We start from the raw sequence: 19,705 nt of genomic DNA, 5'->3' as shown, positions 1-19,705 counted from the left end.
ATGCAGTTCCGTGACCGCGCAGCGGCCGGGCGGGAGCTGGCCGAGCAGCTGCGTGTCCGGCAGGACAAGGGCATCCTTCCGCATCCCGTGGTCCTCGCGCTGCCGCGTGGCGGTGTCGCGGTCGCCCGGGAGATCTCCCGGGTGCTGCAGGCCCCGCTGGATGTGCTCGTCGTACGCAAGATCGGGGCCCCCTTCCACGAGGAGTTCGGGGTCGGCGCGCTCGCGGGCGACGGGCCTCCGCTCTTCGACGAGCAGACGCTGCTGCGGCTCGGGCTGAACGAGGCCGACCTGGCGCCCGTGGTGGAGCGGGAGCAGAACGAGCTGCGGCGGCGCGAGGAGCGCTATCGGCAGGGCCGGCCGGCTCCCGAGCTGCGTGGCCGTACGGCCGTGATCGTCGACGACGGCGTCGCGACCGGCTCGACCGCACGGGTCGCCCTGCGCGCCCTGCGCCACCAGCACCCCGAGCACCTGGTGCTTGCCGTACCGGTCTGCGCACCCGAGGTCGCCGAGGAACTGCGCCGGGAGGTCGACGACTTCGTCTGCCTGCACCAGCCGAGGCTGTTCAGCTCGGTCGGCGAGTGGTACGAGGATTTCGGGCAGCTGACCGACGCTGATGTGCTGGAGGCATTGCGGGGAGAGTGAGCGCGCCGTCCGCTCCGAGGGCGAGGCGGACGCCGTCGCTGATGCGGTCGACAGTGGAGTGCAGCCAGGCGCGGTCCTCGGGCGGGGCGGGCTCCAGGCGCATGCGGCGGGCGAGCAGGGGCACCATGCGCAGGCCGGCGAGTTCACCCGTGTCCGCCGCCAGGGTGACGAAGCAGGCCAGGCGCAGGTCGTCGCGGTACTGCTCGTAGCCGGGGATGCCCTCGTAGTCGTCGATGAAGTCGCCGCAGCCGTGCAGGATCAGCCGGCCGCGGTGGACCTCGACGGGGCGGGGGTGGTGCGAGGAGTGCCCGTGGACGAGGTCGGCGCCGCCCTCCACCAGGGCGTGCGCGAAGCGACGCTGGTCGCGGGGGACGGAGTAGCCCCAGTTCGATCCCCAGTGCACGGAGACGATCACGATGTCGCCGGCCCGCTTCACCTGCCGTATGTGCCGTACCGCTTCGCCGGCCGCGGCATGCGACAGCTCGGGCACGTGGGCGACGCCGGGCCGGTCCGCCGTCGCCGCCCAGGCCGCCGGGACGCCGCTCGTGCTGACGCCGAGGGCGAGGACGAGCACGCGGCCGCCGTGGGGGAGCGGGAGTGCCACGGGCGCGTACGCCTCCTTCGCGCTCCGTCCCGCGCCCGCCGTGCGCAGTCCGGCTGCGTGGAGCACGTCGAGGGTCTCCTCCAGGCCCGTGCGGCCGAAGTCCAGCACATGGTTGTTGGCCAGGACGCACACGTCGGGCCGGGCGACGGTGAGGGCGGGCAGGTTCGCAGGATGCATGCGGTAGTGGACGGCCTTGCCGGGCTCGAACGCGTCGCTGCGCGTGACCGACGTCTCCAGATTGACGATCCGCACGTCCGGGCCGCTCGACTCCAGCACCTGCAGCGCCTCGCCCCACGGCCACGACGGATCGACGGGCGCCGGGATCGGGCCGTTCACCGCCTCCGCCATGCGCACGTAGGAGCGGGCGTCCGTGACGTACCCCTCCCGCAGCGCCGGGTCGCCGGGCCGGGCCAGGATCTGGTCGACGCCGCGTCCGAGCATCACGTCACCACAGACGAACAGCGTCACCGTGCCGCCGCTCATGCCTCAACCGTACGGGGGTGGGGCGGTTCCCGGGGGACCCGCACTTCCTGCGGGCGACCCCTCACACGTCCACGGTCACCGCGCACGACCACCCGTACGGATCCGGCCCGATGTGCAGCCCGTGCCAGGAGACGTCCTTCGGGGAGGCGCCAGTGACGGGCACGTCCGCCAGTTCGGCGAGCGCGATCCGTACGTCGAGGTCGCCGTCCGCGGTGTCGGCCTCCAGGTCGACGGCCACCCGGCCGTCCACGTCGAGCCTGCGGACGACCTCGTCGAGCAGGGCTGTCAGCAGCCCCTCGTCGTCCTCCTCGGCTAGCCGTACCCGCTCCATCGAGGTGGGCCGTACCGCCGTCACATCGGCGAAGCACTCCGCCATGCCCAGAGCCGCCTCCACCAGACAGCGCTCACGGCTCACGCCCCAGGCCTCGATCCGTACGTCGCCCGGGTGCGGCACCGCCCGGTGCCCGCTTCCGCCGCGCCGCCGGGTCTCGATGTCGTCGTCCGTGTCGCCGACCATCGGCACCACCTGATCCGCTCATGCCGTCCGGGCCGCTCAGGGCCACACGGATAGGGGTACCCGCCACAGGGCGCGGCGTACCGCCGGGACGAAGGGAGCCGACATGCCGGACATGCAGCGGGACGAGGCGCGCCGCCGGTTCGCCGAGGCGCCCGTGGCGCGGCTGGCGACGGTCGACCGGGAAGGCCGGCCGCACCTGGTGCCGGTCGTGTTCGCCCTGCGCGGCGACGAGATCGTCACCGCCGTCGACCACAAGCCGAAGCGGTCCCAGCGGCTCAGGCGGCTGCACAACATCGCCGCGCACCCGGCGGTCTGCCTGCTGGCGGACGTGTACGACGAGGACTGGGACCGCCTGTGGTGGGTCCGGGCGGACGGCGACGCGCGGATCGTGCCGCCCGACGCCACCGAACGGGCGGCGCGTGAGGAGTACGCAGCCGCCGTCGAGTCGCTGCGGCAGAAGTATCCGCGCCACTACCAGGGGCGGCCGCCGGAAGGGCCGGTGACGGTGATCACCGTCCTGCGGTGGAGCGGCTGGCGGGCCGCACCGGACCCCACGTGAATCAACAGGCGCAGACCCATTGACCTTGACCATCCATGAACATAATCTCCGTCTTCATATGTAGACGACGTCTTCATGTGAAGACCCCGTTCAGCGGGGTGAACGTAGGCGGTCGGCGTTCAAAGGAGAACTGACATATGCCGCTCGTGGTGGTCGGGATCAGCGTCCTGGTCCTGCTCGTCCTGATGACCAAACTCCGCCTGAACGGCTTTGCCGCCCTGCTCCTGGTGGCGGTGGGCGTCGGCCTGGTCCAGGGGATCGGGCTGGAGACGATCCCGGACGTCCTCGCCGAGGGCATCGGCGACCAGATCGGTGACACCATGCTCACCATCGGGCTCGGTGCGATGGTCGGCCGGGTGATGGGGGACTCCGGTGCCGCCCAGCGAATAGCCGCCCGGCTCCTCGACGTGTGCGGGCCGCGCTGGGTGCAGGTGGCCATGGTGCTGACGGCCATGCTCATCGGCGTCACGATGTTCTACGAGGTGGCCTTCGTCATCATCGTGCCGATCGCCTTCACCCTCGTCCGGGTCACTCGGGCCAACCTGCTGTGGGTGGGGCTGCCCATGTCGATCGCCCTGTCCACCATGCACAGCTTCCTGCCGCCCCACCCGGGCCCCACCGCGGTGGCCGCCACCTTCCACGCGTCCGTCGGACTCACCCTGTTCTACGGCCTGTTCATCGCCGTCCCGGTCGGCGCGTTCATCGCCCTGCTGTGGCCGCGCCTCCCCTTCGTCCGGGCGATGAACCCCGCCATCCCCAAGGGTCTGGTCAGCGACCGGGTCTTCGAGGACGACGAGATGCCCGGCATGGGCTGGTCGCTGTCCGTCGCCCTGCTGCCCGTGGTCCTGATCGCCGGGGCCGCGGTGACCGACCTCGCCTCCTCCGGCGACAACGGCCTGCTGCACTTCGTCGCCTTCATCGGGTCCGCGCCGATCGCCCTGCTGCTCACCCTGCTCGTGGCGATCTGGGCGTTCGGCCCGCGCATCGGCCGCAGCCTGGCCGAGGTCAGCGCCTCGTGTAAAGAGGCCGCCCAGGCGATGGCGATGATCCTGCTCGTCATCGGGGCGGGCGGCGCCTTCAAGAACGTACTCGTCGAAGGCGGCATATCCGACTACATCAAGGACGCCACCGACGGCTGGTCGATCTCCCCGATCCTCCTCGCCTGGCTGATCGCGGCCATCCTGCGCATCGCCCTCGGCTCCGCGACCGTCGCCGTCGTCACCGCCTCCGGGGTGGCACTGCCCCTGCTCGCGGGCAGCGGCGTCCACCCCGAGGTGATGGTGCTCGCCGTCTCCTGCGGCTCGATCGCCTTCTCCCACGTCAACGACCCGGGATTCTGGATGTTCAAGGAGTACTTCAACCTGTCCGTCCTCGACGCGATCAAGGCGCGCACCACGTACACGACGGTGCTCGCACTCCTCGGCCTGGCCGGCGTACTGGTCCTGGAACCGGTCCTCGACGCCCTCGGCATCTGACCCGCCCACCCCCCTCACGAGAACGGCATCCGCCCGTCATGACCCAGCCCGTCGTCACCCGCTTCTCTGTCTATCCGGTCGCCGGCCACGACTCGATGCTCCTCAACCTCTCCGGCGCGCACGCCCCGTACTTCACCCGTAACGTCGTCGTCCTCGAGGACTCCGAAGGGCGTACGGGCCTCAGTGAGGTGCCCGGCGGCGAGAAGATCACCCGGACCCTGCGCGACGCCGCAGCGCTCGTCGTCGGAGCGCGCGTGGGCGACTACAAGCGCGTCCTGAGCGCCATAGAGTCCACCTTCGCCCACCGCGACACGGGAGGCCGCGGCGCCCAGACCTACGACCTGCGCACCACCGTCCACGCGGTCACCGCCGTCGAGTCGGCCCTCCTCGACCTGCTCGGCCAGCACCTCGAAGTCCCGGTCGCCGCCCTCCTCGGCGACGGGCAACAGCGCGACTCCGTACGGGTACTCGGCTACCTCTTCTACGTCGGCGACCCGGACCGGACCGACCTGGACTACGTCCGCGCACCCGACGCCGACGTCGACTGGTACCGCATCCGGCACGAGGAGGCGCTGACCCCCGAGGCGATCGTCCGGCAGGCCGAGGCCACCTACGACCACTACGGCTTCCGTGACTTCAAGCTCAAGGGCGGTGTCCTGCCCGGCGCGGAGGAGGTCAAGGCCGTCACCGCGCTCAAGGACCGCTTCCCCGAGGCGCGGATCACCCTCGACCCCAACGGCGCCTGGTCGCTGCACGAGGCGGTCGAGCTGTGCCGTCCCCTCCTCGGCACCCTGGCCTATGCCGAGGACCCCTGCGGGGCTGAGGGCGGCTACTCGGGGCGCGAGATCCTCGCGGAGTTCCGCCGGGCCACCGGGCTGCCCACGGCGACCAACATGATCGCCACGGACTGGCGTCAGCTCACCCACGCCCTGGCGCTGCAGTCGGTGTCCATCCCGCTCGCCGACCCGCACTTCTGGACCATGCAGGGGTCGGTGCGCGTCGCCCAGCTGTGCAACGCGATGGGGCTGACCTGGGGCTGCCACTCCAACAACCACTTCGACATCTCCCTGGCGATGATGGCCCACTGCGGAGCGGCCGCACCCGGCGAGTACAACGCCCTGGACACCCACTGGATCTGGCAGGAGGGGCTGGAGCGTCTCACCGTGGAGCCGCCGAGGATCGCCGGCGGCGAGGTCGCCGTACCGGACACGCCCGGACTCGGCATCCACCTGGACATGGACCGACTCCTGGCGGCACACGAGCTCTACAAGGAGAAGGCGCTGTCGGGCCGGGACGACGCCGTCGGCATGCGATACCTGGTCGACGGCTGGACCTTCGACGCGAAGCGGCCCTGTCTCGTGCGCTGAACCTCAGGGGTGCCGTCAGGCGTCGCGCTCGCTGTCCCGGGCCGGTTCCGTGACCGCGATGCTGCCCTGGGCCACGGCGCACAGGGTCGTGGTGCCGTCGGCGGCGACCGTCGTCAGGTCGCAGCGGCACACCGCGCGGGTACGGCCGGCCCGGATCACCCGGGCATGGGCGCGCAGGGTCTCGCCCTTGGCGGGGCGCAGGAAGTCGATGGTGAAACCGGCGGTCATCACACCGAAGCCGACCGCGGCGCCCGCGGCGAACGACAGCGCGTTGTCCGCCGCGTAGCCGAGCAGACCGCCGTGGGCGAAGCCGTGCTGCTGCAGCAGATTCTCACGGAGGTCCAGTTCGAGTGTCGCCTCGCCGTCGCCGAAGGCCGTCAGCCTGGCACCCAGCAGCACGCTGAAGGGTTGGGAGGCCAGCACCTTGCGGGCGAGAGGCAGATCGAGGGTGTTGTCCACGAGACCACCGTCCACCGTGATCGTAGGTCACGTCATCGTAAGTCACTTCAGTAGTGAAGTGAGGATGGCGCCGTGCCGTCCCCTCTGTCAACATCGGTCCATGCCCGAGCCCGATCAGCGTCTGTTCTTCCTGCTCCAGCGGGCGGCACACCAGTTGCGCACCGCCTCCGACCGGCGCCTGCTGGCCACCGCCGGGATCACCACGGCCCAGCTCGGCGCACTGTTCGCGATCCGTGACGAGCCGGGCGTCACCCAGCAGGCGCTGGCCCGCACCCTCGGGCTGCGCGAGTCCGCGGTCACCGGGCTGGTCGGCCGGCTCACCACGGCCGGTCTGGTCGCCAAGCAGGCGCACCCGCGAGAGCACCGCGCCGTGGTGCTGGAGTTGACCGGCGACGGGGCCGCCGCACTCGACGCCGCGCAGCCGGAGGTCGACCGGTTCAACGCCGAGGCGAGGGCGTTGCTGGGCGAGGACGGGTTCACGCGGACGGCGGCGGCGATGCGCGCACTGGCCTCCTGGGAGTCCCCCTGACCCGTACACCCGCCGCTATCGTGAGGCCATGTACTCGACGCGGGTCTCCTGGCATGTGAATGCCTCGCGCGCGGCCGTCTACCGGGCGCTGCTGGACGCGGACGCCGTCGAGAAGTGGCGGGTTCCGGACGGCATGAGCGGGCATGTGTACGAGTTCGAGGGGCGCGAAGGCGGAGCGTTCCGGGTCTCGCTCACCTATGACCTGCCGACCGGCACCGGGAAGTCGGACGCGCACACCGACACGTACCACGGCCGCTTCGTGCGGCTCGTACCGGACGAGCAGGTCGTCGAGGAGGTCGAGTTCGAGACCGACGACCCCGCCCTGCGCTCCACGATGACCATGACCACCACCCTCACGGATGCCGACGGCGGCACGGACGTCCTCGTCGTGCACGAGGGAATCCCCGACGTGGTGCCCGCCGCGGACAACGAGACCGGCACGCGGATGGCGCTGGCCAACCTCGCCCGGCTGGTCGAGCCCGGATCACGTTGATCCGTTCCGGGAGTTACGTGATCTTTGCCTTGGGTTCGCCCTGCGTATGAAAGCGCTCGCTCTCATGGGTGTGTATGGACACCGAACTGCTGTCAGGGCTGCGCGTCGACTACACCGACCAGGACGACCCCGTGCTGATCCGGCCGGACGGAAGTCCGGTGGACACGTGGCGCGAGAACTACCCGTACGACAAGCGCATGGAGCGCCCGGAGTACGAGTGGCACAAGCGGCTGCAGCAGATAGAACTGCTGAAACTGCAGAGCTGGATCAAGGAGAGCGGCCGGCGGCTCGTCATCGTCTTCGAGGGGCGGGACGCGGCCGGCAAGGGCGGCACGATCAAGCGGTTCACGGAGCATCTCAACCCGCGCGGCGCCCGGGTCGTGGCGCTGGAGAAGCCGACCGAGCGGGAGCGCGGGCAGTGGTACTTCCAGCGGTACGTCGAGCATCTGCCCACGGCGGGCGAGATCGTGCTGTTCGACCGGTCCTGGTACAACCGGGCCGGCGTGGAGCGGGTGATGGGCTTCTGCGCGGATGACGAGTACCGGCGCTTCATGCGGCAGGCGCCTGCCTTCGAGCGCATGCTCGTCGACGACGGCGTCGACCTGATCAAGTTCTGGTTCTCGGTGTCCCAGGGCGAGCAGCGCACCCGGTTCACCATCCGCCAGGTCGATCCCGTACGGCAGTGGAAGCTCAGCCCGATGGACCTGGCGTCGCTGGACCGCTGGGGCGACTACACCGCCGCCAAGGTCGCCATGTTCCGTGAGACGGACACCGAGCACGCGCCCTGGACCGTGGTGAAGAGCAACGACAAGAAGCGTGCGCGCGTCGAGGCGATGCGCAGCGTGCTGGCCCGCTTCGACTACAACGACAAGGACGAGGAAGTCGTCGGTGCCGCCGACCCCCGGATAGTCGGCGCGGCCGCCGGCCTGCTGGAGGCGGGGGAGGACGACTCCTAGCGACAGGGCCTAGCGGCGGTGCAGCACCGTGACCCGGCCGAAGTTGCACTCGCCCCCTGCTGGACGCTTCCCGGCAGGGGACGGCACGTTCTGGTGGGCCTTGAGCGCGGCGCTGACCAGGCTCATCAGCAGATCGACGTCCGTGTCGCAGTCGAGATGCACGGTCACCCAGCCGGAGCCGGGGACCAGCCTGATCGCGGTGGACTCCCGGAGGTCGTCGTGGAAACGTCGGATGGCCGACACCGTCAGGTGCAGGTCCACGTCATGGTCGGAGTGGAAGTGCACGATCTCGCTGTGGACGGAGCGCAGTGCCCGCCCTGCACCGCAGCTGGCAGGGCCCGAACTCAGATCGGGCCAGACTTCCAGTTGCTTCATGGCGCGCTGGGCCAGTGTCATGCCCCCATAGTCACCCGATCACCGCGTCGCAACCAGAGGTTGAGCAATTCGTAACCGGGGCGTGAGGTACCTCTCAGCCATCCTGGCCTAGTCGGGAGGGGTCGGCGTGTCGTGCGTGCGGTACATCGCCTGGACGTCCAGCTCCAGCTGGACCGTGGGCCCGACCACCGCGATTCCGCGGGCCAGCATGCTGCGCCAGTTCAGGGTGAAGTCCTCCCGGTGCAGCTCGGCCCTGGCCAGCGCCGCACACCGCAGCTCCTCGCCGTAGCCGCCGTTGACCGATCCCAGGTAGGTGGTGTCCAGCTCCACCGAGCGGCTCACACCGTGCATGGTGAGCGACCCCTGCAGCGTCCACTTGGCGCCGCCGCGGAAGGCGAAGCGCGTGCTGGTGAAGTCGATGTACGGGTAGCGCTGGACGTCCAGGAAGTCGGCCGAACGCAGATGGCTGTCCCGGGTGTTGTTGCCGGTGGTGATGCTGGCCGCCTCGATGCGCACCGACACCTGGGAATCGGCCATGTCGGGCGCCACCCGGATGCCGCCGGTGAACCGCTCGAAGCGGCCGTGGACATGGGCCATGCCGACATGTTTGGCGATGAACCGGATCGCCGTGTGCGGCGGGTCGAACAGCCAGGTGCCCGCAGCCGGCAGTTCCAGCTGCCGGCCCGACGTCAGCTGGACCTGCGCGGAGGGCTGCGGCGCACCGGCGACGACGTCCAGCGACTCCCGGTGCGGTGTCAGGCCCTCGGCCGTGATCATGAGGCTGTAGCGGCCCGGCGGGAGCGCGGCGAAGAAGAGGCCGTACGGGTCCGTCGTACCGGACGCCACGACCTGGTGCGAGTCCATCGCGGTCACGGTCACGTCGGCGCCGCGCATCGGCAGCCCGACCGGATCCACGACCTCACGGCCCACGACACCCGCACCGGCCGGCACGGGCAATGGGACGCCCGGCGCTCCTCGCGAGCGTCGACTCCCCCGGGAGTTCCGGCTCCTGATTAGACCGAGGGGCATGCTGATCACCTTTCTTCCGTCGTGGGGGGATCTTCGAGCGTGGGGGAGCAGGGGGTGCGGGAGCGGGCGGCTGAGGTCGCGCACGGATCAGCGGGCGGCCGGGGCCGGTGCCACGCCCTCGTACGCCGCCCGCAGCACGGCGAGTACGCCGTCGGCGGTGACCGGGCGGGGGTTGGCGTACGCCGAGCCCGCGGTCTGCGCGGCTGCTGCTGCCAAGTCGGCCTCGGTGAGGCCCAGTTCGGCGAGCGAGCGGGGCGCGCCGAGGCGTCCCGCCAGTTCCCACAGGGCCGTCGGAGCGTCGGCGGCTTCCAGGGCGCGGGCCACGGCGGCGGCCGCGTCCGGGGCGGCCGGCGCGTTGTGGGCCAGGACGTACGGCAGCACCACCGTGTGCGTCTCGGCGTGCGGGAGGCCGAAGCTGCCGCCCAGGACATGGCACAGCTTGTGATGCAGGCCCATGGTGGTGGCGCCCAGGCAGGACCCGCACAGCCAGGCCCCGTACAGCGCCCGACCGCGGGCGGCCGGCGACGCCGGCTCCTCGGCCACCGCCGGGAGTGCCCGCGCCATCGCCCGTACGCCCTCCTCGGCCATCAGCGCGACGAGGGGCGAGGTGTCGGGGGCGTACAGGGCCTCGACGGCGTGCGCGAGCGCGTTGATGCCGCTGGTCACGGAGAGGGGGACGGGCAGCGAGCGGGTGAGCTCGGGGTCGTAGACCACGCTGCGGGGCAGCACCTTCGGGTCGCGGCCGGTCCGTTTGGCGCCATGCTCGGTCAGGCCCCAGACCGGGGTCATCTCCGAGCCCGAGTACGTGGAGGGCACCGCGATCAGCGGCAGCCCGGTGCGCAGGGCGATCGCCTTGCCCAGCCCGATCGACGAGCCGCCGCCCACCGCGACGCACCCGTCGGCGCCGGCCGCGCGAGCCGCCTGGACGGCCACATCGGCGACCTCGACGGGGACGTGCATCCGCGCCCGGTCGTGCACACCGACGCAGGCCGGGCCGAGCGCGTCGGCGACCGCCCGCGCGGTGTCCGCGCCCCGAGTCCCGCACACCACCAGCACCCGCCGCAGCCCCAGCCGCTCGACCTCGCCCGGCGTCGCGGACACCGCCGCGCCGGGCCGGAACACGACGCGGACGGGCAGGGCGTCGTAGGAGAAGTCGAGGGCGTCGTTCACGACCGCTCCAGTACGAGGTCGAAGCGGGCGTGCCGGAACGGGTTCGGCACGCCGAACTCCCTTGCCGCAGACGGGTCGTCGATCGGCGCGAAGTCGTTGACGAGGCCCGGCTTGACGGCGAACACCGCGTCCGAGTCCAGGTAGTCGCTGCCCGCCACGAAGATGTGCGTGGTCACCGGGGTGTGTCCGTCGGCCGAGGCGATGAAGTGGATGTGCGCGGGCCGGTAGGGGTGCCGTCCGGTGGCCCGCAGCAGTGTGCCGACCGGTCCGTCCGTCGGGATCGGGTACGGGCTCGGCACGCACGTACGGAACCGGAACCGTCCCTCGCCGTCCGCGGTGAACAGGCCGCGGCCGTTGCCCGGAGGCTGTACGTCCGGCTGCTGCACGTCGTAGAAGCCGTTGCCGTCGGCCTGCCACACGTCGACGACCGCGCCGGGCAGCGGGGCGCCGTCCCGGGACAGCACGCGCCCGCTGACCACGCACGGCTCGCCGCCGCCGACCAGGTCGATGTTCGCGCCGAGCGCGCGCACCGGCGACTCGGTCATGTGGAACGGGCCGAGGACCGTCGACTCGGTGGCGCCGGGGCCGTGCCGCTCGTTGATCGTCTCGACGAGCATCGACAGACCGAGCACGTCGGACAGCATGATGAACTCCTGGCGGGTCTGCGTGCATGCCTGCCCGGTCGCCGTCAGGAACCCGACCGCCCGCTCCCACTCCTCCTGCGTCAGCCGCGACTCCCGCGCGAAGGCGTGCAGATGCCGGACCAGACCGGTCAGCAGCTCCCGCAGTCGCGGATCGTCCGTGCCCCGCAGACTCGCGACGACCTCGTCGGTGACCGTGTCCGGCGCGTCACCGGTCATGTCGGCTCCTTCCCAGGCTACTTGTGGTGCGGCTGCCCGTCCCGCGGCTTCATGTCCTTCTTCGGCTTCCTGGGCGTCCATCTCAACCGTGCCCGAGAATCCGCCGCAGCGCGTCCGTGAGCAACCGCTCGGCGTCCACGGCCGCGTCGGCGTGCCGGAACGCCACGTACCCGTCGGGACGTACGAGGAGGGCGCCCGCGTCCGAGATCTCGCTCAGGCCGGCCCAGTCGCCGTAGGGGTCCTCGAACTCCCGGCCCGGTCCGATGACGACCGTGGCGATGTCGAGGGGCTGCGCCTCGGCCGCCCGCAGCCACGCCTCGCCACCGATGCCGGTGAGCAGGGTGAAGCGGCCCCGGCCGACGGTGTCGAGGGTGGACAGGGTCCGGGGCCCGGAGGTGATCCAGGCGTGCGGAAGCTTGGCGCCGGGGCGGGAGGTGGGCTGGTGGTGCAGTTCGGGATCGCGGGTGAAGCCGGGGTCGGGCGTGCCGTCGGGGACGACCGCTTCGGAGGCGTAGCGCTGGTTGAGGTCGACGCCGTGCGCGTTGAACTCGTAGACCTTGAAGGCGATCGCCTCGCGCAGCGCGGCCCGCTGCTCGGCCGCCGTCTCGGTGGTGGCCGTGCGGGCGGCGATGTTGGCCCACAACTGTTCCGGCGTCTGCGGCGACAGCCCGTCGAGCGCCTCGAAGACCGGGGCGGTCTCGGCGATGGACTTGTTGGCGCGGGTCACGATCTGCCTGCCGACCGGAGCGCGCTCGGCGTCGTAGCTGTCGAGGAGCCGCGGCGCGGCGACGCCGTCGAGGACCAGCTTCAGCTTCCAGGCCAGGTTGTAGGAGTCCTGGATGGACGTGTTGGAGCCGAGCCCGTTGGACGGCGGGTGGCGGTGCACGGCGTCACCGGCGCAGAAGACCCGGCCGTCGGCGTACTTCTGCGCGTACATCTCGTTGACCGTCCACGCCGAGGACGACTTGATGGTCACCGGTATCTCGTCGTCGCCGACCAACTGACGTACGACGGACAGGGCGTACTCCTCGGTGAGGTCCGGGGCGCCGGCGGTCACGTCGTAGCCCCACACGATCAGCCACTCGTTCCAGGGCCGTACGCAGCGCACCAGGCCCGCGCCGATGCCGCCGACCGTGGCGCCGGGCGCGAGGACCCAGTAGAGGGTGGAGGGGCGGTGCGCGGTGTACTTGCTCAGGTCCGCGTCGAAGACGATGTTGATGCTGCCCCCGACGCCCATCTGACCGCCCATCGGCAGCCCGGCGTCCTCGGCGACCTTGGAACGGCCGCCGTCGGCGCCGATCAGGTATGTGGCGCGAATCGCGTACTCGTCGCCGCGCAACCGGTCCTCGACGGTGACCGTGACGCCGGACTCGTCCTGTACGAAGGACTTGTAGACCGTGCTGAACCGGAGGTCGGTGCCGCGCGCGATCGCCGCGTTCACCAGCACCGGCTCCATCAGGTGCTGCGGCATGTCGCACATCCGCGTCGGGCTGGCCAGCTCGTGCGCCGCCTGCACGCGCGGGTCGTTGCCCCAGGAGCGCACCCGGCCGAGCTCCTCGCCGGCCAGGCTCGTGCAGAACGTGGTGTTGCCCATCAGGTGCTGGGGCGTCGCCTTGGCGACGACCTCCTGCTCGACGCCCAGATCGCGCAGCACCTCCATGGTGCGCTGGTTGGTGATGTGCGCCCGGGGCGTGTCGGCGAGGCTCGCGTACCGGGTGACGACCATGTTGCGCACGCCGTAGGTGCTCAGCGCGAGCGCGGCCGACGCGCCCGCCGGGCCGCTTCCCACGATCAGTACGTCGGTCTCGACAACGGTGTGCACGACAGAACGCTCCAGGAGGCGAGTCAGGGGTGAGCAAGCGGACGAGCCATGGCATGAGCCCGGATCCGGGCAGGAGCCGAGAGTTGAGAACGGACCCATGCCTTTCAAGATCATGGAGCGCCGGGGTCGGTCATGGGTGTCTCAATACGAGACAACCTCCGCCGGCACAGCCCGCCGCCGTCGCCTGCGCGTGGCCCCCGATACGGTGAGGAGCGCCATGACCACCGCGGAACATCCTCCTGCCCTCGCCCCGCTGCGCCATGCCCGCGAACGATTCCTGACGGGGCGACCGCTCCCGGCGGGCGTGCCGGACGACGTCGTCGCCGCCTGGCGGCGTGCCCGGTTCTTCGGCGTACGGCCCGATCTCGACGGCCCGGTACGGGAGCCGGCCCACCCCGTCGACTCGCCCCTGCTGGAGGCGGCGCGTCCTGTGCTCGCCCGGATCGCCCCGGCCCTGGACGCCGGACGCTCGGCGCTCGTGCTCACGGACGAACGGCTGAGGGTGCTGTGGTCGACGGGCAGCGCCCCCGGCGACGACACGTGCAGCGACCTGTCCGAGCGCGCGGTCGGCCACAACAGTGCCGCGCTCGCCCTGCGCACCCGGCGCCGGGCCGAGGTGCACGGCCCCGAGCACTTCCTCGACGTGTGGCAGGACGTCTCCGCCGTCAGCGTGCCGCTGCTGTCCCCGGACGCGGAACAGGTGCTCGGCACGGTCACGGTCGCCTCCGGTCTGTGCGCGGGCTGCCGACCGCACCCCGGCGCCGCCCTCGCCGAGGCGGCCGCCGCGGCGGTGGAGGCCGAACTGCGGGCACGCACGCGTTCCGCGGAACGGGAGCTGCTCGACGCGTACGAGCGGGCCGCGCGTGGGCGCGAACGGGCCGTCGTCGCGCTGGACGGCCGTAGCCGCCTGATCAGCGAGGCGGCCGCACGTCTTGCTTCGCCGCAGGTGCTGGAGGCGCTTGAGCGGGGCGCGCGGGCGTGGGGGAGGGGGACCGGCGAGTCGTACGAGGCCTCGCTCCCCGAGGACGCCGGGTGCAGCGCCGAGATCATTCCGGTACGGCACGAGGGGCGCGCCGTCGGCCTGGTCGCCGTGCTCGCACCCCGTTCCGTGGAGCCGGGGCCGCCGTCCCTGCCCCGCCCGGAGAGCGAACTGGTGGGGAACTCGGTGCCGTGGCGGCACGCTGTCGCGCGGGCGACGGCCCTGGCCCGGACCGCGGGACCCCTGCTCGTCGTGGGCGAACGGGGAACCGGCAAGACCACGCTGGCCCTCGAACTGCTCGACGGCACGCCCCTGTTGGTCGTGGATGCCGCAGAATCACCCGAACCCCGCCTGAAGGACGACGAGCGGGGCGAGATGGGGGCCGCCCCGGCCGAAGGATGGGGGACAGCAGGCGATCGCCCGCTGCTGCTGCGGCACGCCGAACGGCTCGCCCAGTCCGACGTCGCCGCCCTCAACTCGCTCCTGGACGAGCGCCCCGACGCCCGCATGGTCGTCACCTACACGCCAGGAACCTCACCGGGCCCCTGCCTCCAGCGCCTCCTCGACACCCTCGCGGCCCGCTCGGTGACACTGCCGGCCCTGCGTGAACGTCCCGAGGACATCCGGGAGCTGCTCCCCGCCCTCGCTCCCGGGCCCGCCCCCGGCAGCCCGCCGTTGACCTGGTCGCTGGACGCGCTGCGGGCCCTGGAACGGCATCCCTGGCCCGGCAACGTCACCGAACTCGCCCATCTCGTGCGGGCGTTGGCGCGTCAACGCCGGATCTGCGGACCGGTGCGGCGGAGCGAACTGCCCGATCCCGTCCGGGAAGGACCCGCGGGACGCAACCTCAGCCCGATGGAGGTCGCCGAACGCGCCGCGATCCTGGAGGCGCTGCGCCGCCACGGCGGCAACAAGGCGCGCGCCGCGGCGGCGTTGGGCATCGCCCGGGCGACCCTCTACCGGAAGCTGCGGGAGTACCAGGGGCGGGATGCCGCGATCCGGGGCGGGGCGCTCTGATCGCTCCCCGCCCATGACCGCCCTCAGCGTGCCCCGGTCCAGTTGTGCGCCACGTCGACCACGATCCGGTTGTCGGCCACCCACACCCGGAACGGCAGCCGCGCCCGGACGCCGAGCCCGATCTGCGTGTCCCCTTCGAAGCTGCCGACGAACCGGCCGTCCCGGAAGGTGCGGTACCCCGTGAGGTCCACGCCCTTCAGGCGCTGTCCGGCCCGCACGGGATACGTGGGCTTGCCGGTGTCGGTGTCGTAGGCCGGTGCGGTCACCCGTACCTCGAGGACGGCTCCGCCGCCGACGGCGATGTGGTCGCCCGAACCGTCCTGATAGAGGCGGCTGACGTACCTGACGGAATAGCCGAGGTCGCCGCTGCCCGCGCCGGGGACGTCGACGACCATGCGGTCGAAGCAGGCGTGCCGGCCGGTCCGGACGTTCGTCACCGACTCCGTCGTGGCGGCGGAGCGGGTCTCGGCCTGGCTGCCCCAGCCGGTGGGGCAGGCCGTGGTGGCCTGGGTGGTGCGGGCGGGGGCTGCGTCGGCAGGGACCGCCGCCACTCCCAAGGTGATGCCCATGAGCGCGACTGTCGCCCATGCCGTTCGCTTTTGTACCATTGCGTCCCCCGGGGAGGCTAACTGTCTGATATCTGGTGAGACACCCGGGTCGTGCCAATGGTTGCACTCCTCGCAAGAGATGGCGGGAATCATCCGGAAGACGGCGAGAGCGCACATGACCAGCGCCCACAGCAGGATGGGGAATGCCGCCACCGTGAGTGCGGCGCCGAAGGGATGGGGCCCGCCCCACGTCGACGATCCGGTCGGGAACCGACGCCGGAGGCCGGACGTTCCATGATGTACCTGGGCGGCTCACGGGGGTCGTGTGTGTACGAGCGGGGGAGCGACGGGGTCGTGTGTGTACGAGCGGGGGAGCGACGTGGCACAGGTGCTGGTCATCGGGGGCGGAATCGCGGGCGCGGGCGCGGCTCTGGCGCTGGACAAGGCCGGGTTCGACGTCGTCGTGTACGAGGCGCACCCCGACTCCGCCGAGGACATCGGCGCGTTCCTCACGCTCGCGAGCAACGGTATGCGCGCCCTGGCGCAGGTGGACGCCTCGGCCGCGGTGACCGCGATCGGCTTCCCGCTGACCTCGATGCGGGTCATGGACGACACGGGCACCGAGCTGGCCCAGGTGCCGCTCGGCGAGGCAGGCACCCCGCACCTGCAGTACCGCTGCCTGCGGCGCGGCGATCTCAACTCCGCCTTGCAGGCCGAGGTCGAGCGCAGAGGCATCGACATCCGGCACGGCGCGCGCCTGATGTCGGTGGTCGAGGGCCCGGGCGGCGTCACCGCCCACTTCGCCGACGGCACCACGGCGGCCGGCGATCTGCTCATCGGGGCCGACGGCCTCAACTCCACCGTCCGCCGGCTCATCTCCCCCGACGCGCGGCCGGCTTACGCCGGGCAGTACGTCTTCTACGGCTACACCGGCGCCGTCCCCGGACCCGCCTGGCCCGAGACCATCACCATGGTGCGCGGCAGCTCCGTCGCCTTCGGGTACGCGGTGTCGCCGGACGGGGAGACGTACTGGTTCGCCCGCGTCACCGACGCGCCCTTGGCCGCCGACACCGTCGCGCAGGGCACCCCCGCCCAATGGCGCGACCTGCTCCTGCCGCTGCTGCGCAAGGACTCCACCCCGGCCGCTGACCTGGTGGCGGCCCCCCCCGACCACCTCATGGTCACCAACGCCACCGAACTGCCCGCCGGAACACCCTGGCGCTCGGGCCGCACCCTGATCATCGGCGACGCGGCGCACGCGGCGTCCCCCGCCACCGGGCAGGGCGCATCGATGGCCCTCGAGGACGCCGTCGTCCTCGCCAAGTCCCTGCGGGACGCGCCGGACACCGACGCCGCGCTCTCCCTGTACGAGACACTCCGCCGCCCCCGCGTGGAACACAACATCACCGTCAGCGGCAACATCTCCCGCGGCGCCCACACCCCGTCGTCGGGCCCCGGTCCCCGGGGCGCGAGTGCGGACCGGCCGGGCGACGACGAGCTCATACGGCACCTGGAGTGGAGCTCCGACCTCTCACAACTCGCGCCGTAGTCCGAAGGAACGACCAACCGGCGCAACCCCGCGGTGCACCTACCCCTCATACAGGTCGAACCAGTCCGGTTCGCGGAGAGGAGCGCCTGTTGGCCCGTCAGTTGTCCCGTCGACAGTTCGTGGTCTATTCGCTCGCGGCGACCACCCTGACCGTCGCGGCACCGCTCGGCTGCGACTCCGCGACCGCGGAGGGCGCCGAGCGGGCCGTGGACGGCGACCGCCGGCCCTCCGACGTCCTGGTCACCGGCACCGACGCGGAGATGCTGGTCCTGGAGGTCACTCCGGCCAACAAGGTCGTCGTCCGGCTGCCCCGCGTCGAGGTCGGCCAGGGCGTCACCACCGCCGTCGCGATGATGATCGCCGAGGAACTGGACGCCCGGCTCGCCGACGTCGACATCCCGCTCGCGGATGCCCGCAACGAGGGCAACCAGTTCACCGGCGGCTCCAGTTCGGTCAGTTCGCTGTACGGACCGGCGCGGCAACTGGCCGCCACCGCACGTGCCAAGCTGGTGACCGCGGCCGCCCGCCGCTGGCACGTCCCCGCGCGGACCCTGCGCACCCGCGGCACGAGAGTCTTCGCACCGGACGGGCGCTCGGCCACGTTCGGCTCACTGACCAGGAGCGCTGCCCGGATCACACGGCCGGCCGTGCCGACCGATCCCAAGCCGGCGTCGAAACACCGGTTGATCGGGCGGCCGACGACCCGGATCGACGCCCGTGACCTCATCACCGGCAAGGCGAAGTACACCGGAGACCTCACGGTGGCCGGAGCCAGGCCGACCGTCGTGGCCCGGCCGCCGACGATCGGCGGGAAGGTCCTCTCGGTCGACTCCGTGGCGGCCCGCGCCATGCCCGGTGTCCACGCGGTCGTCCAGATCGACGGCGGAGTGGCCGTGGTCGCGGAGACCTTCCACCACGCCTTCCAGGCCAGGGACGCCCTCCGGATCAAGTGGGCACCCGGCCCGCTGGCGAACCTCTCCGACTCCGGCATCCGCTCCCGGCTGCGCGCCGCGGTCCCGAAGCTCGGGACCCCGCCGCGCGGATCGGCGCAGACCGAGGCCGAGTTCGAGTTCGCCTTCGTCAGCCACGCGCCGATGGAAGTGCTCACAGCCGTGGCGGACGTGCGCACGGGGCGGGCCGAGATCTGGTTCTCCTCCCAGACCCCGACGTCCGCGCGGGAGGACATCGCGTCGCGGCTCGGCCTTCCGGTGTCGAAGGTGCAGGTCCATGTGCTGCGCGGCGGCGGCTCGTTCGGGCGGCGGCTGAACCATGACGCCGCGATCGAGGCGGCTCTCATCTCCAAGCAGGCACGCCGGCCGGTCAAGCTCATGTGGAGCCGGGCCGACGACATCCGGCACGGCAGGATGCGCCCGGCCTCCCACCACCGGATCCGGGCCAGCCATGCGCGGGGCAGGGTGGTCGCCTTCGTCCACGCGACGGCCTCGGTCAGCGAGGCCTTCGAGACACAGGGGCTGTCCACGCAGGGTGGCCTGCGTTCCGCTGAAGGCGCCGTGGGTCGCACTCAGGTCGGCGCGAACTCGCCAGTACGCGCCCCCGCCGCCCCGCTCCCCAGCGACAGCGGCCTCTACAACTTCGGCCGTCTCTCCGGGAACTCCGGCTCGGTCGACCTGGCCATGCCCCTCGGCGCCTGGCGCTCGGTGGACTCCGGCACGGTGCGCACCGCCGAGGAGATCGTCGTCGACGAGGTCGCCCGCAGCCTCGGCCAGGACCCCGTCGCCTTCCGCCGTACGACCCTGCGGAGCAAGACCGTCAGGGCCGTACTGGACAAGGTCGCGAGCGCCGGCAAGTGGGGCCGGACCATGCCGAGGGGCACGCCCAGGGCGTCGCGGTCCACGAGGAGTACGACTCCTGTGTGGCCTGCCTGGTCGAGATCGACGCCGGCGACCCGAAGAACCCCCGGGTGACCAAGGTGGTGATGGCGGCCGACGTAGGCACGGCAGTCAACCCGCGGGGCCTGGAGGCGCAGCTGATGGGCACGGCCGTCGACGGCATCTCCACCATCCTCCGAGCCGGCCTGCACATCGACCGGGGCGCCGTCCGGGAGAGCAGCTTCGCCGACTTCCACTACGCGCGCCAGCAGCATGCCCCACAGCACTTCGAGGCGCACATCATGCCCTCCCGGCGGGCTCCCGGCGGCGCCGGCGAACTCGGCGTCCCGGCCGCGTCCGGCGCCGTCGCCAACGCCTACGCACGGGCGACCGGCACCAAGCCGCGCCGTTTCCCCCTCAACTTCTGAGCTCCCGAGAAGGTA

At 71.9% G+C, this 19,705-nt stretch carries 20 protein-coding genes; 11 read left to right on the top strand and 9 right to left on the bottom strand.

All coding sequences use genetic code 11. The features are described from left to right. Positions 1 to 642 (top strand): phosphoribosyltransferase, encoded by a 642-nt coding sequence (locus tag OHO27_RS04360; protein ID WP_328420461.1) that lies wholly within the window; start codon positions 1 to 3, stop codon positions 640 to 642. Here the strand turns inward: OHO27_RS04360 and OHO27_RS04355 are convergent. Both OHO27_RS04355 and OHO27_RS04350 read right to left on the bottom strand, forming a co-directional pair. Next, positions 563 to 1,729 carry a CapA family protein gene (locus OHO27_RS04355; protein ID WP_328420459.1) on the bottom strand — a complete coding sequence of 389 codons (1,167 nt, stop codon included), beginning with the start codon at positions 1,727 to 1,729 and terminating at the stop codon, positions 563 to 565. The genes OHO27_RS04360 and OHO27_RS04355 overlap by 80 nt on opposite strands. 61 nt (positions 1,730 to 1,790) lie before the next feature. Next, a complete protein-coding gene (locus OHO27_RS04350) occupies positions 1,791 to 2,246 on the bottom strand; it encodes an archease (RefSeq protein WP_328420457.1) in 456 nt (151 codons plus the stop codon). A gap of 103 nt (positions 2,247 to 2,349) precedes the next feature. Between OHO27_RS04350 and OHO27_RS04345 the strand changes: the two genes are divergently transcribed. The 3 genes from OHO27_RS04345 to OHO27_RS04335 all read left to right on the top strand — a co-directional run bounded on the left by OHO27_RS04345 (position 2,350) and on the right by OHO27_RS04335 (position 5,647). Continuing rightward, a complete protein-coding gene (locus OHO27_RS04345; protein ID WP_328420455.1) occupies positions 2,350 to 2,805 on the top strand; it encodes a TIGR03668 family PPOX class F420-dependent oxidoreductase in 456 nt (151 codons plus the stop codon). Between the two features lie 137 nt (positions 2,806 to 2,942). Then, positions 2,943 to 4,280 carry a gluconate:H+ symporter gene (locus OHO27_RS04340; RefSeq protein ID WP_328420453.1) on the top strand — a complete coding sequence of 446 codons (1,338 nt, stop codon included), beginning with the start codon at positions 2,943 to 2,945 and terminating at the stop codon, positions 4,278 to 4,280. Positions 4,281 to 4,318: 38 nt separating this feature from the next. Continuing rightward, positions 4,319 to 5,647, top strand: coding sequence for an enolase C-terminal domain-like protein (locus OHO27_RS04335; protein ID WP_328420451.1), 1,329 nt, complete (start codon positions 4,319 to 4,321; stop codon positions 5,645 to 5,647). Between the two features lie 15 nt (positions 5,648 to 5,662). Here OHO27_RS04335 and OHO27_RS04330 read toward each other — a convergent pair whose 3' ends face one another. After that, on the bottom strand, positions 5,663 to 6,106 hold the full coding sequence (locus OHO27_RS04330) for a PaaI family thioesterase (protein WP_328420449.1): 444 nt from the start codon (positions 6,104 to 6,106) through the stop codon (positions 5,663 to 5,665). Positions 6,107 to 6,206: 100 nt separating this feature from the next. On the opposite strand from OHO27_RS04330, the gene OHO27_RS04325 reads away from it, so the two are divergent. From OHO27_RS04325 to ppk2, 3 genes are all read left to right on the top strand, one after another. Continuing rightward, positions 6,207 to 6,635 carry a MarR family winged helix-turn-helix transcriptional regulator gene (locus OHO27_RS04325; RefSeq protein ID WP_328420447.1) on the top strand — a complete coding sequence of 143 codons (429 nt, stop codon included), beginning with the start codon at positions 6,207 to 6,209 and terminating at the stop codon, positions 6,633 to 6,635. A gap of 28 nt (positions 6,636 to 6,663) precedes the next feature. Further along, positions 6,664 to 7,128, top strand: a complete 465-nt coding sequence (locus OHO27_RS04320; RefSeq protein ID WP_328420444.1) for an SRPBCC domain-containing protein — start codon at positions 6,664 to 6,666, stop codon at positions 7,126 to 7,128. A 74-nt stretch (positions 7,129 to 7,202) separates the two neighbouring features. Further along, complete coding sequence (ppk2, locus tag OHO27_RS04315; protein ID WP_328420442.1) at positions 7,203 to 8,084, top strand: polyphosphate kinase 2; 882 nt, start codon at positions 7,203 to 7,205, stop codon at positions 8,082 to 8,084. A gap of 9 nt (positions 8,085 to 8,093) precedes the next feature. Here ppk2 and OHO27_RS04310 read toward each other — a convergent pair whose 3' ends face one another. The 5 genes from OHO27_RS04310 to OHO27_RS04290 all read right to left on the bottom strand — a co-directional run bounded on the left by OHO27_RS04310 (position 8,094) and on the right by OHO27_RS04290 (position 13,340). Continuing rightward, positions 8,094 to 8,480: a luciferase domain-containing protein gene (locus OHO27_RS04310; RefSeq protein ID WP_328420440.1), complete on the bottom strand. Its 387-nt coding sequence runs from the start codon at positions 8,478 to 8,480 to the stop codon at positions 8,094 to 8,096. An 87-nt stretch (positions 8,481 to 8,567) separates the two neighbouring features. Next, the gene (locus OHO27_RS04305; protein WP_328420438.1) at positions 8,568 to 9,488 is read right to left on the bottom strand and encodes a YceI family protein; all 921 of its coding nucleotides are present in this window, start codon (positions 9,486 to 9,488) and stop codon (positions 8,568 to 8,570) included. 87 nt (positions 9,489 to 9,575) lie between these two features. Then, positions 9,576 to 10,658, bottom strand: a complete 1,083-nt coding sequence (locus tag OHO27_RS04300; protein ID WP_328420436.1) for a maleylacetate reductase — start codon at positions 10,656 to 10,658, stop codon at positions 9,576 to 9,578. Next, on the bottom strand, positions 10,655 to 11,518 hold the full coding sequence (locus OHO27_RS04295; protein WP_328420434.1) for an intradiol ring-cleavage dioxygenase: 864 nt from the start codon (positions 11,516 to 11,518) through the stop codon (positions 10,655 to 10,657). The genes OHO27_RS04300 and OHO27_RS04295 overlap by 4 nt, the downstream gene beginning before the upstream one ends. Before the next feature lie 82 nt (positions 11,519 to 11,600). Beyond that, a complete protein-coding gene (locus OHO27_RS04290; protein WP_328420432.1) occupies positions 11,601 to 13,340 on the bottom strand; it encodes an FAD-dependent oxidoreductase in 1,740 nt (579 codons plus the stop codon). Positions 13,341 to 13,557: 217 nt separating this feature from the next. On the opposite strand from OHO27_RS04290, the gene OHO27_RS04285 reads away from it, so the two are divergent. Continuing rightward, on the top strand, positions 13,558 to 15,336 hold the full coding sequence (locus tag OHO27_RS04285) for a helix-turn-helix domain-containing protein (protein WP_328420430.1): 1,779 nt from the start codon (positions 13,558 to 13,560) through the stop codon (positions 15,334 to 15,336). 23 nt (positions 15,337 to 15,359) lie between these two features. On the opposite strand, the gene OHO27_RS04280 is transcribed toward OHO27_RS04285, so the two are convergent. Continuing rightward, positions 15,360 to 15,944: an AMIN-like domain-containing (lipo)protein gene (locus OHO27_RS04280; RefSeq protein WP_443059515.1), complete on the bottom strand. Its 585-nt coding sequence runs from the start codon at positions 15,942 to 15,944 to the stop codon at positions 15,360 to 15,362. A gap of 319 nt (positions 15,945 to 16,263) precedes the next feature. Between OHO27_RS04280 and OHO27_RS04275 the strand changes: the two genes are divergently transcribed. From OHO27_RS04275 to OHO27_RS43075, 3 genes are all read left to right on the top strand, one after another. Continuing rightward, positions 16,264 to 17,433 carry an FAD-dependent oxidoreductase gene (locus tag OHO27_RS04275; protein ID WP_328420428.1) on the top strand — a complete coding sequence of 390 codons (1,170 nt, stop codon included), beginning with the start codon at positions 16,264 to 16,266 and terminating at the stop codon, positions 17,431 to 17,433. An 89-nt stretch (positions 17,434 to 17,522) separates the two neighbouring features. Further along, on the top strand, positions 17,523 to 19,358 hold the full coding sequence (locus tag OHO27_RS04270; RefSeq protein ID WP_443059514.1) for a molybdopterin cofactor-binding domain-containing protein: 1,836 nt from the start codon (positions 17,523 to 17,525) through the stop codon (positions 19,356 to 19,358). Further along, positions 19,307 to 19,690: a molybdopterin cofactor-binding domain-containing protein gene (locus tag OHO27_RS43075; protein ID WP_443059513.1), complete on the top strand. Its 384-nt coding sequence runs from the start codon at positions 19,307 to 19,309 to the stop codon at positions 19,688 to 19,690. Before OHO27_RS04270 ends, OHO27_RS43075 begins: the two co-directional genes overlap by 52 nt. Positions 19,691 to 19,705: the final 15 nt, after the last annotated feature.

The sequence above is a fragment of the Streptomyces sp. NBC_00443 genome, from assembly GCF_036014175.1.
Classification (GTDB): Bacteria; Actinomycetota; Actinomycetes; order Streptomycetales; family Streptomycetaceae; genus Streptomyces.
The sequence above is the reverse complement of the archived record's forward strand: the minus strand, read 5'-3'. Positions and strand labels throughout refer to the sequence as shown.

What these genes read in the sequence shown, in the direction of transcription:
- OHO27_RS04360 (WP_328420461.1), top strand. Translation starts at nt 1, where the DNA reads ATGCAGTTCCGTGACCGCGCAGCGGCCGGGCGGGAGCTGGCCGAGCAG.
- OHO27_RS04355 (WP_328420459.1), bottom strand. Translation starts at nt 1,729, where the DNA reads ATGAGCGGCGGCACGGTGACGCTGTTCGTCTGTGGTGACGTGATGCTC.
- OHO27_RS04350 (WP_328420457.1), bottom strand. Translation starts at nt 2,246, where the DNA reads ATGGTCGGCGACACGGACGACGACATCGAGACCCGGCGGCGCGGCGGA.
- OHO27_RS04345 (WP_328420455.1), top strand. Translation starts at nt 2,350, where the DNA reads ATGCCGGACATGCAGCGGGACGAGGCGCGCCGCCGGTTCGCCGAGGCG.
- OHO27_RS04340 (WP_328420453.1), top strand. Translation starts at nt 2,943, where the DNA reads ATGCCGCTCGTGGTGGTCGGGATCAGCGTCCTGGTCCTGCTCGTCCTG.
- OHO27_RS04335 (WP_328420451.1), top strand. Translation starts at nt 4,319, where the DNA reads ATGACCCAGCCCGTCGTCACCCGCTTCTCTGTCTATCCGGTCGCCGGC.
- OHO27_RS04325 (WP_328420447.1), top strand. Translation starts at nt 6,207, where the DNA reads ATGCCCGAGCCCGATCAGCGTCTGTTCTTCCTGCTCCAGCGGGCGGCA.
- OHO27_RS04320 (WP_328420444.1), top strand. Translation starts at nt 6,664, where the DNA reads ATGTACTCGACGCGGGTCTCCTGGCATGTGAATGCCTCGCGCGCGGCC.
- ppk2 (WP_328420442.1), top strand. Translation starts at nt 7,203, where the DNA reads ATGGACACCGAACTGCTGTCAGGGCTGCGCGTCGACTACACCGACCAG.
- OHO27_RS04310 (WP_328420440.1), bottom strand. Translation starts at nt 8,480, where the DNA reads ATGACACTGGCCCAGCGCGCCATGAAGCAACTGGAAGTCTGGCCCGAT.
- OHO27_RS04305 (WP_328420438.1), bottom strand. Translation starts at nt 9,488, where the DNA reads ATGCCCCTCGGTCTAATCAGGAGCCGGAACTCCCGGGGGAGTCGACGC.
- OHO27_RS04295 (WP_328420434.1), bottom strand. Translation starts at nt 11,518, where the DNA reads ATGACCGGTGACGCGCCGGACACGGTCACCGACGAGGTCGTCGCGAGT.
- OHO27_RS04285 (WP_328420430.1), top strand. Translation starts at nt 13,558, where the DNA reads ATGACCACCGCGGAACATCCTCCTGCCCTCGCCCCGCTGCGCCATGCC.
- OHO27_RS04280 (WP_443059515.1), bottom strand. Translation starts at nt 15,944, where the DNA reads ATGGTACAAAAGCGAACGGCATGGGCGACAGTCGCGCTCATGGGCATC.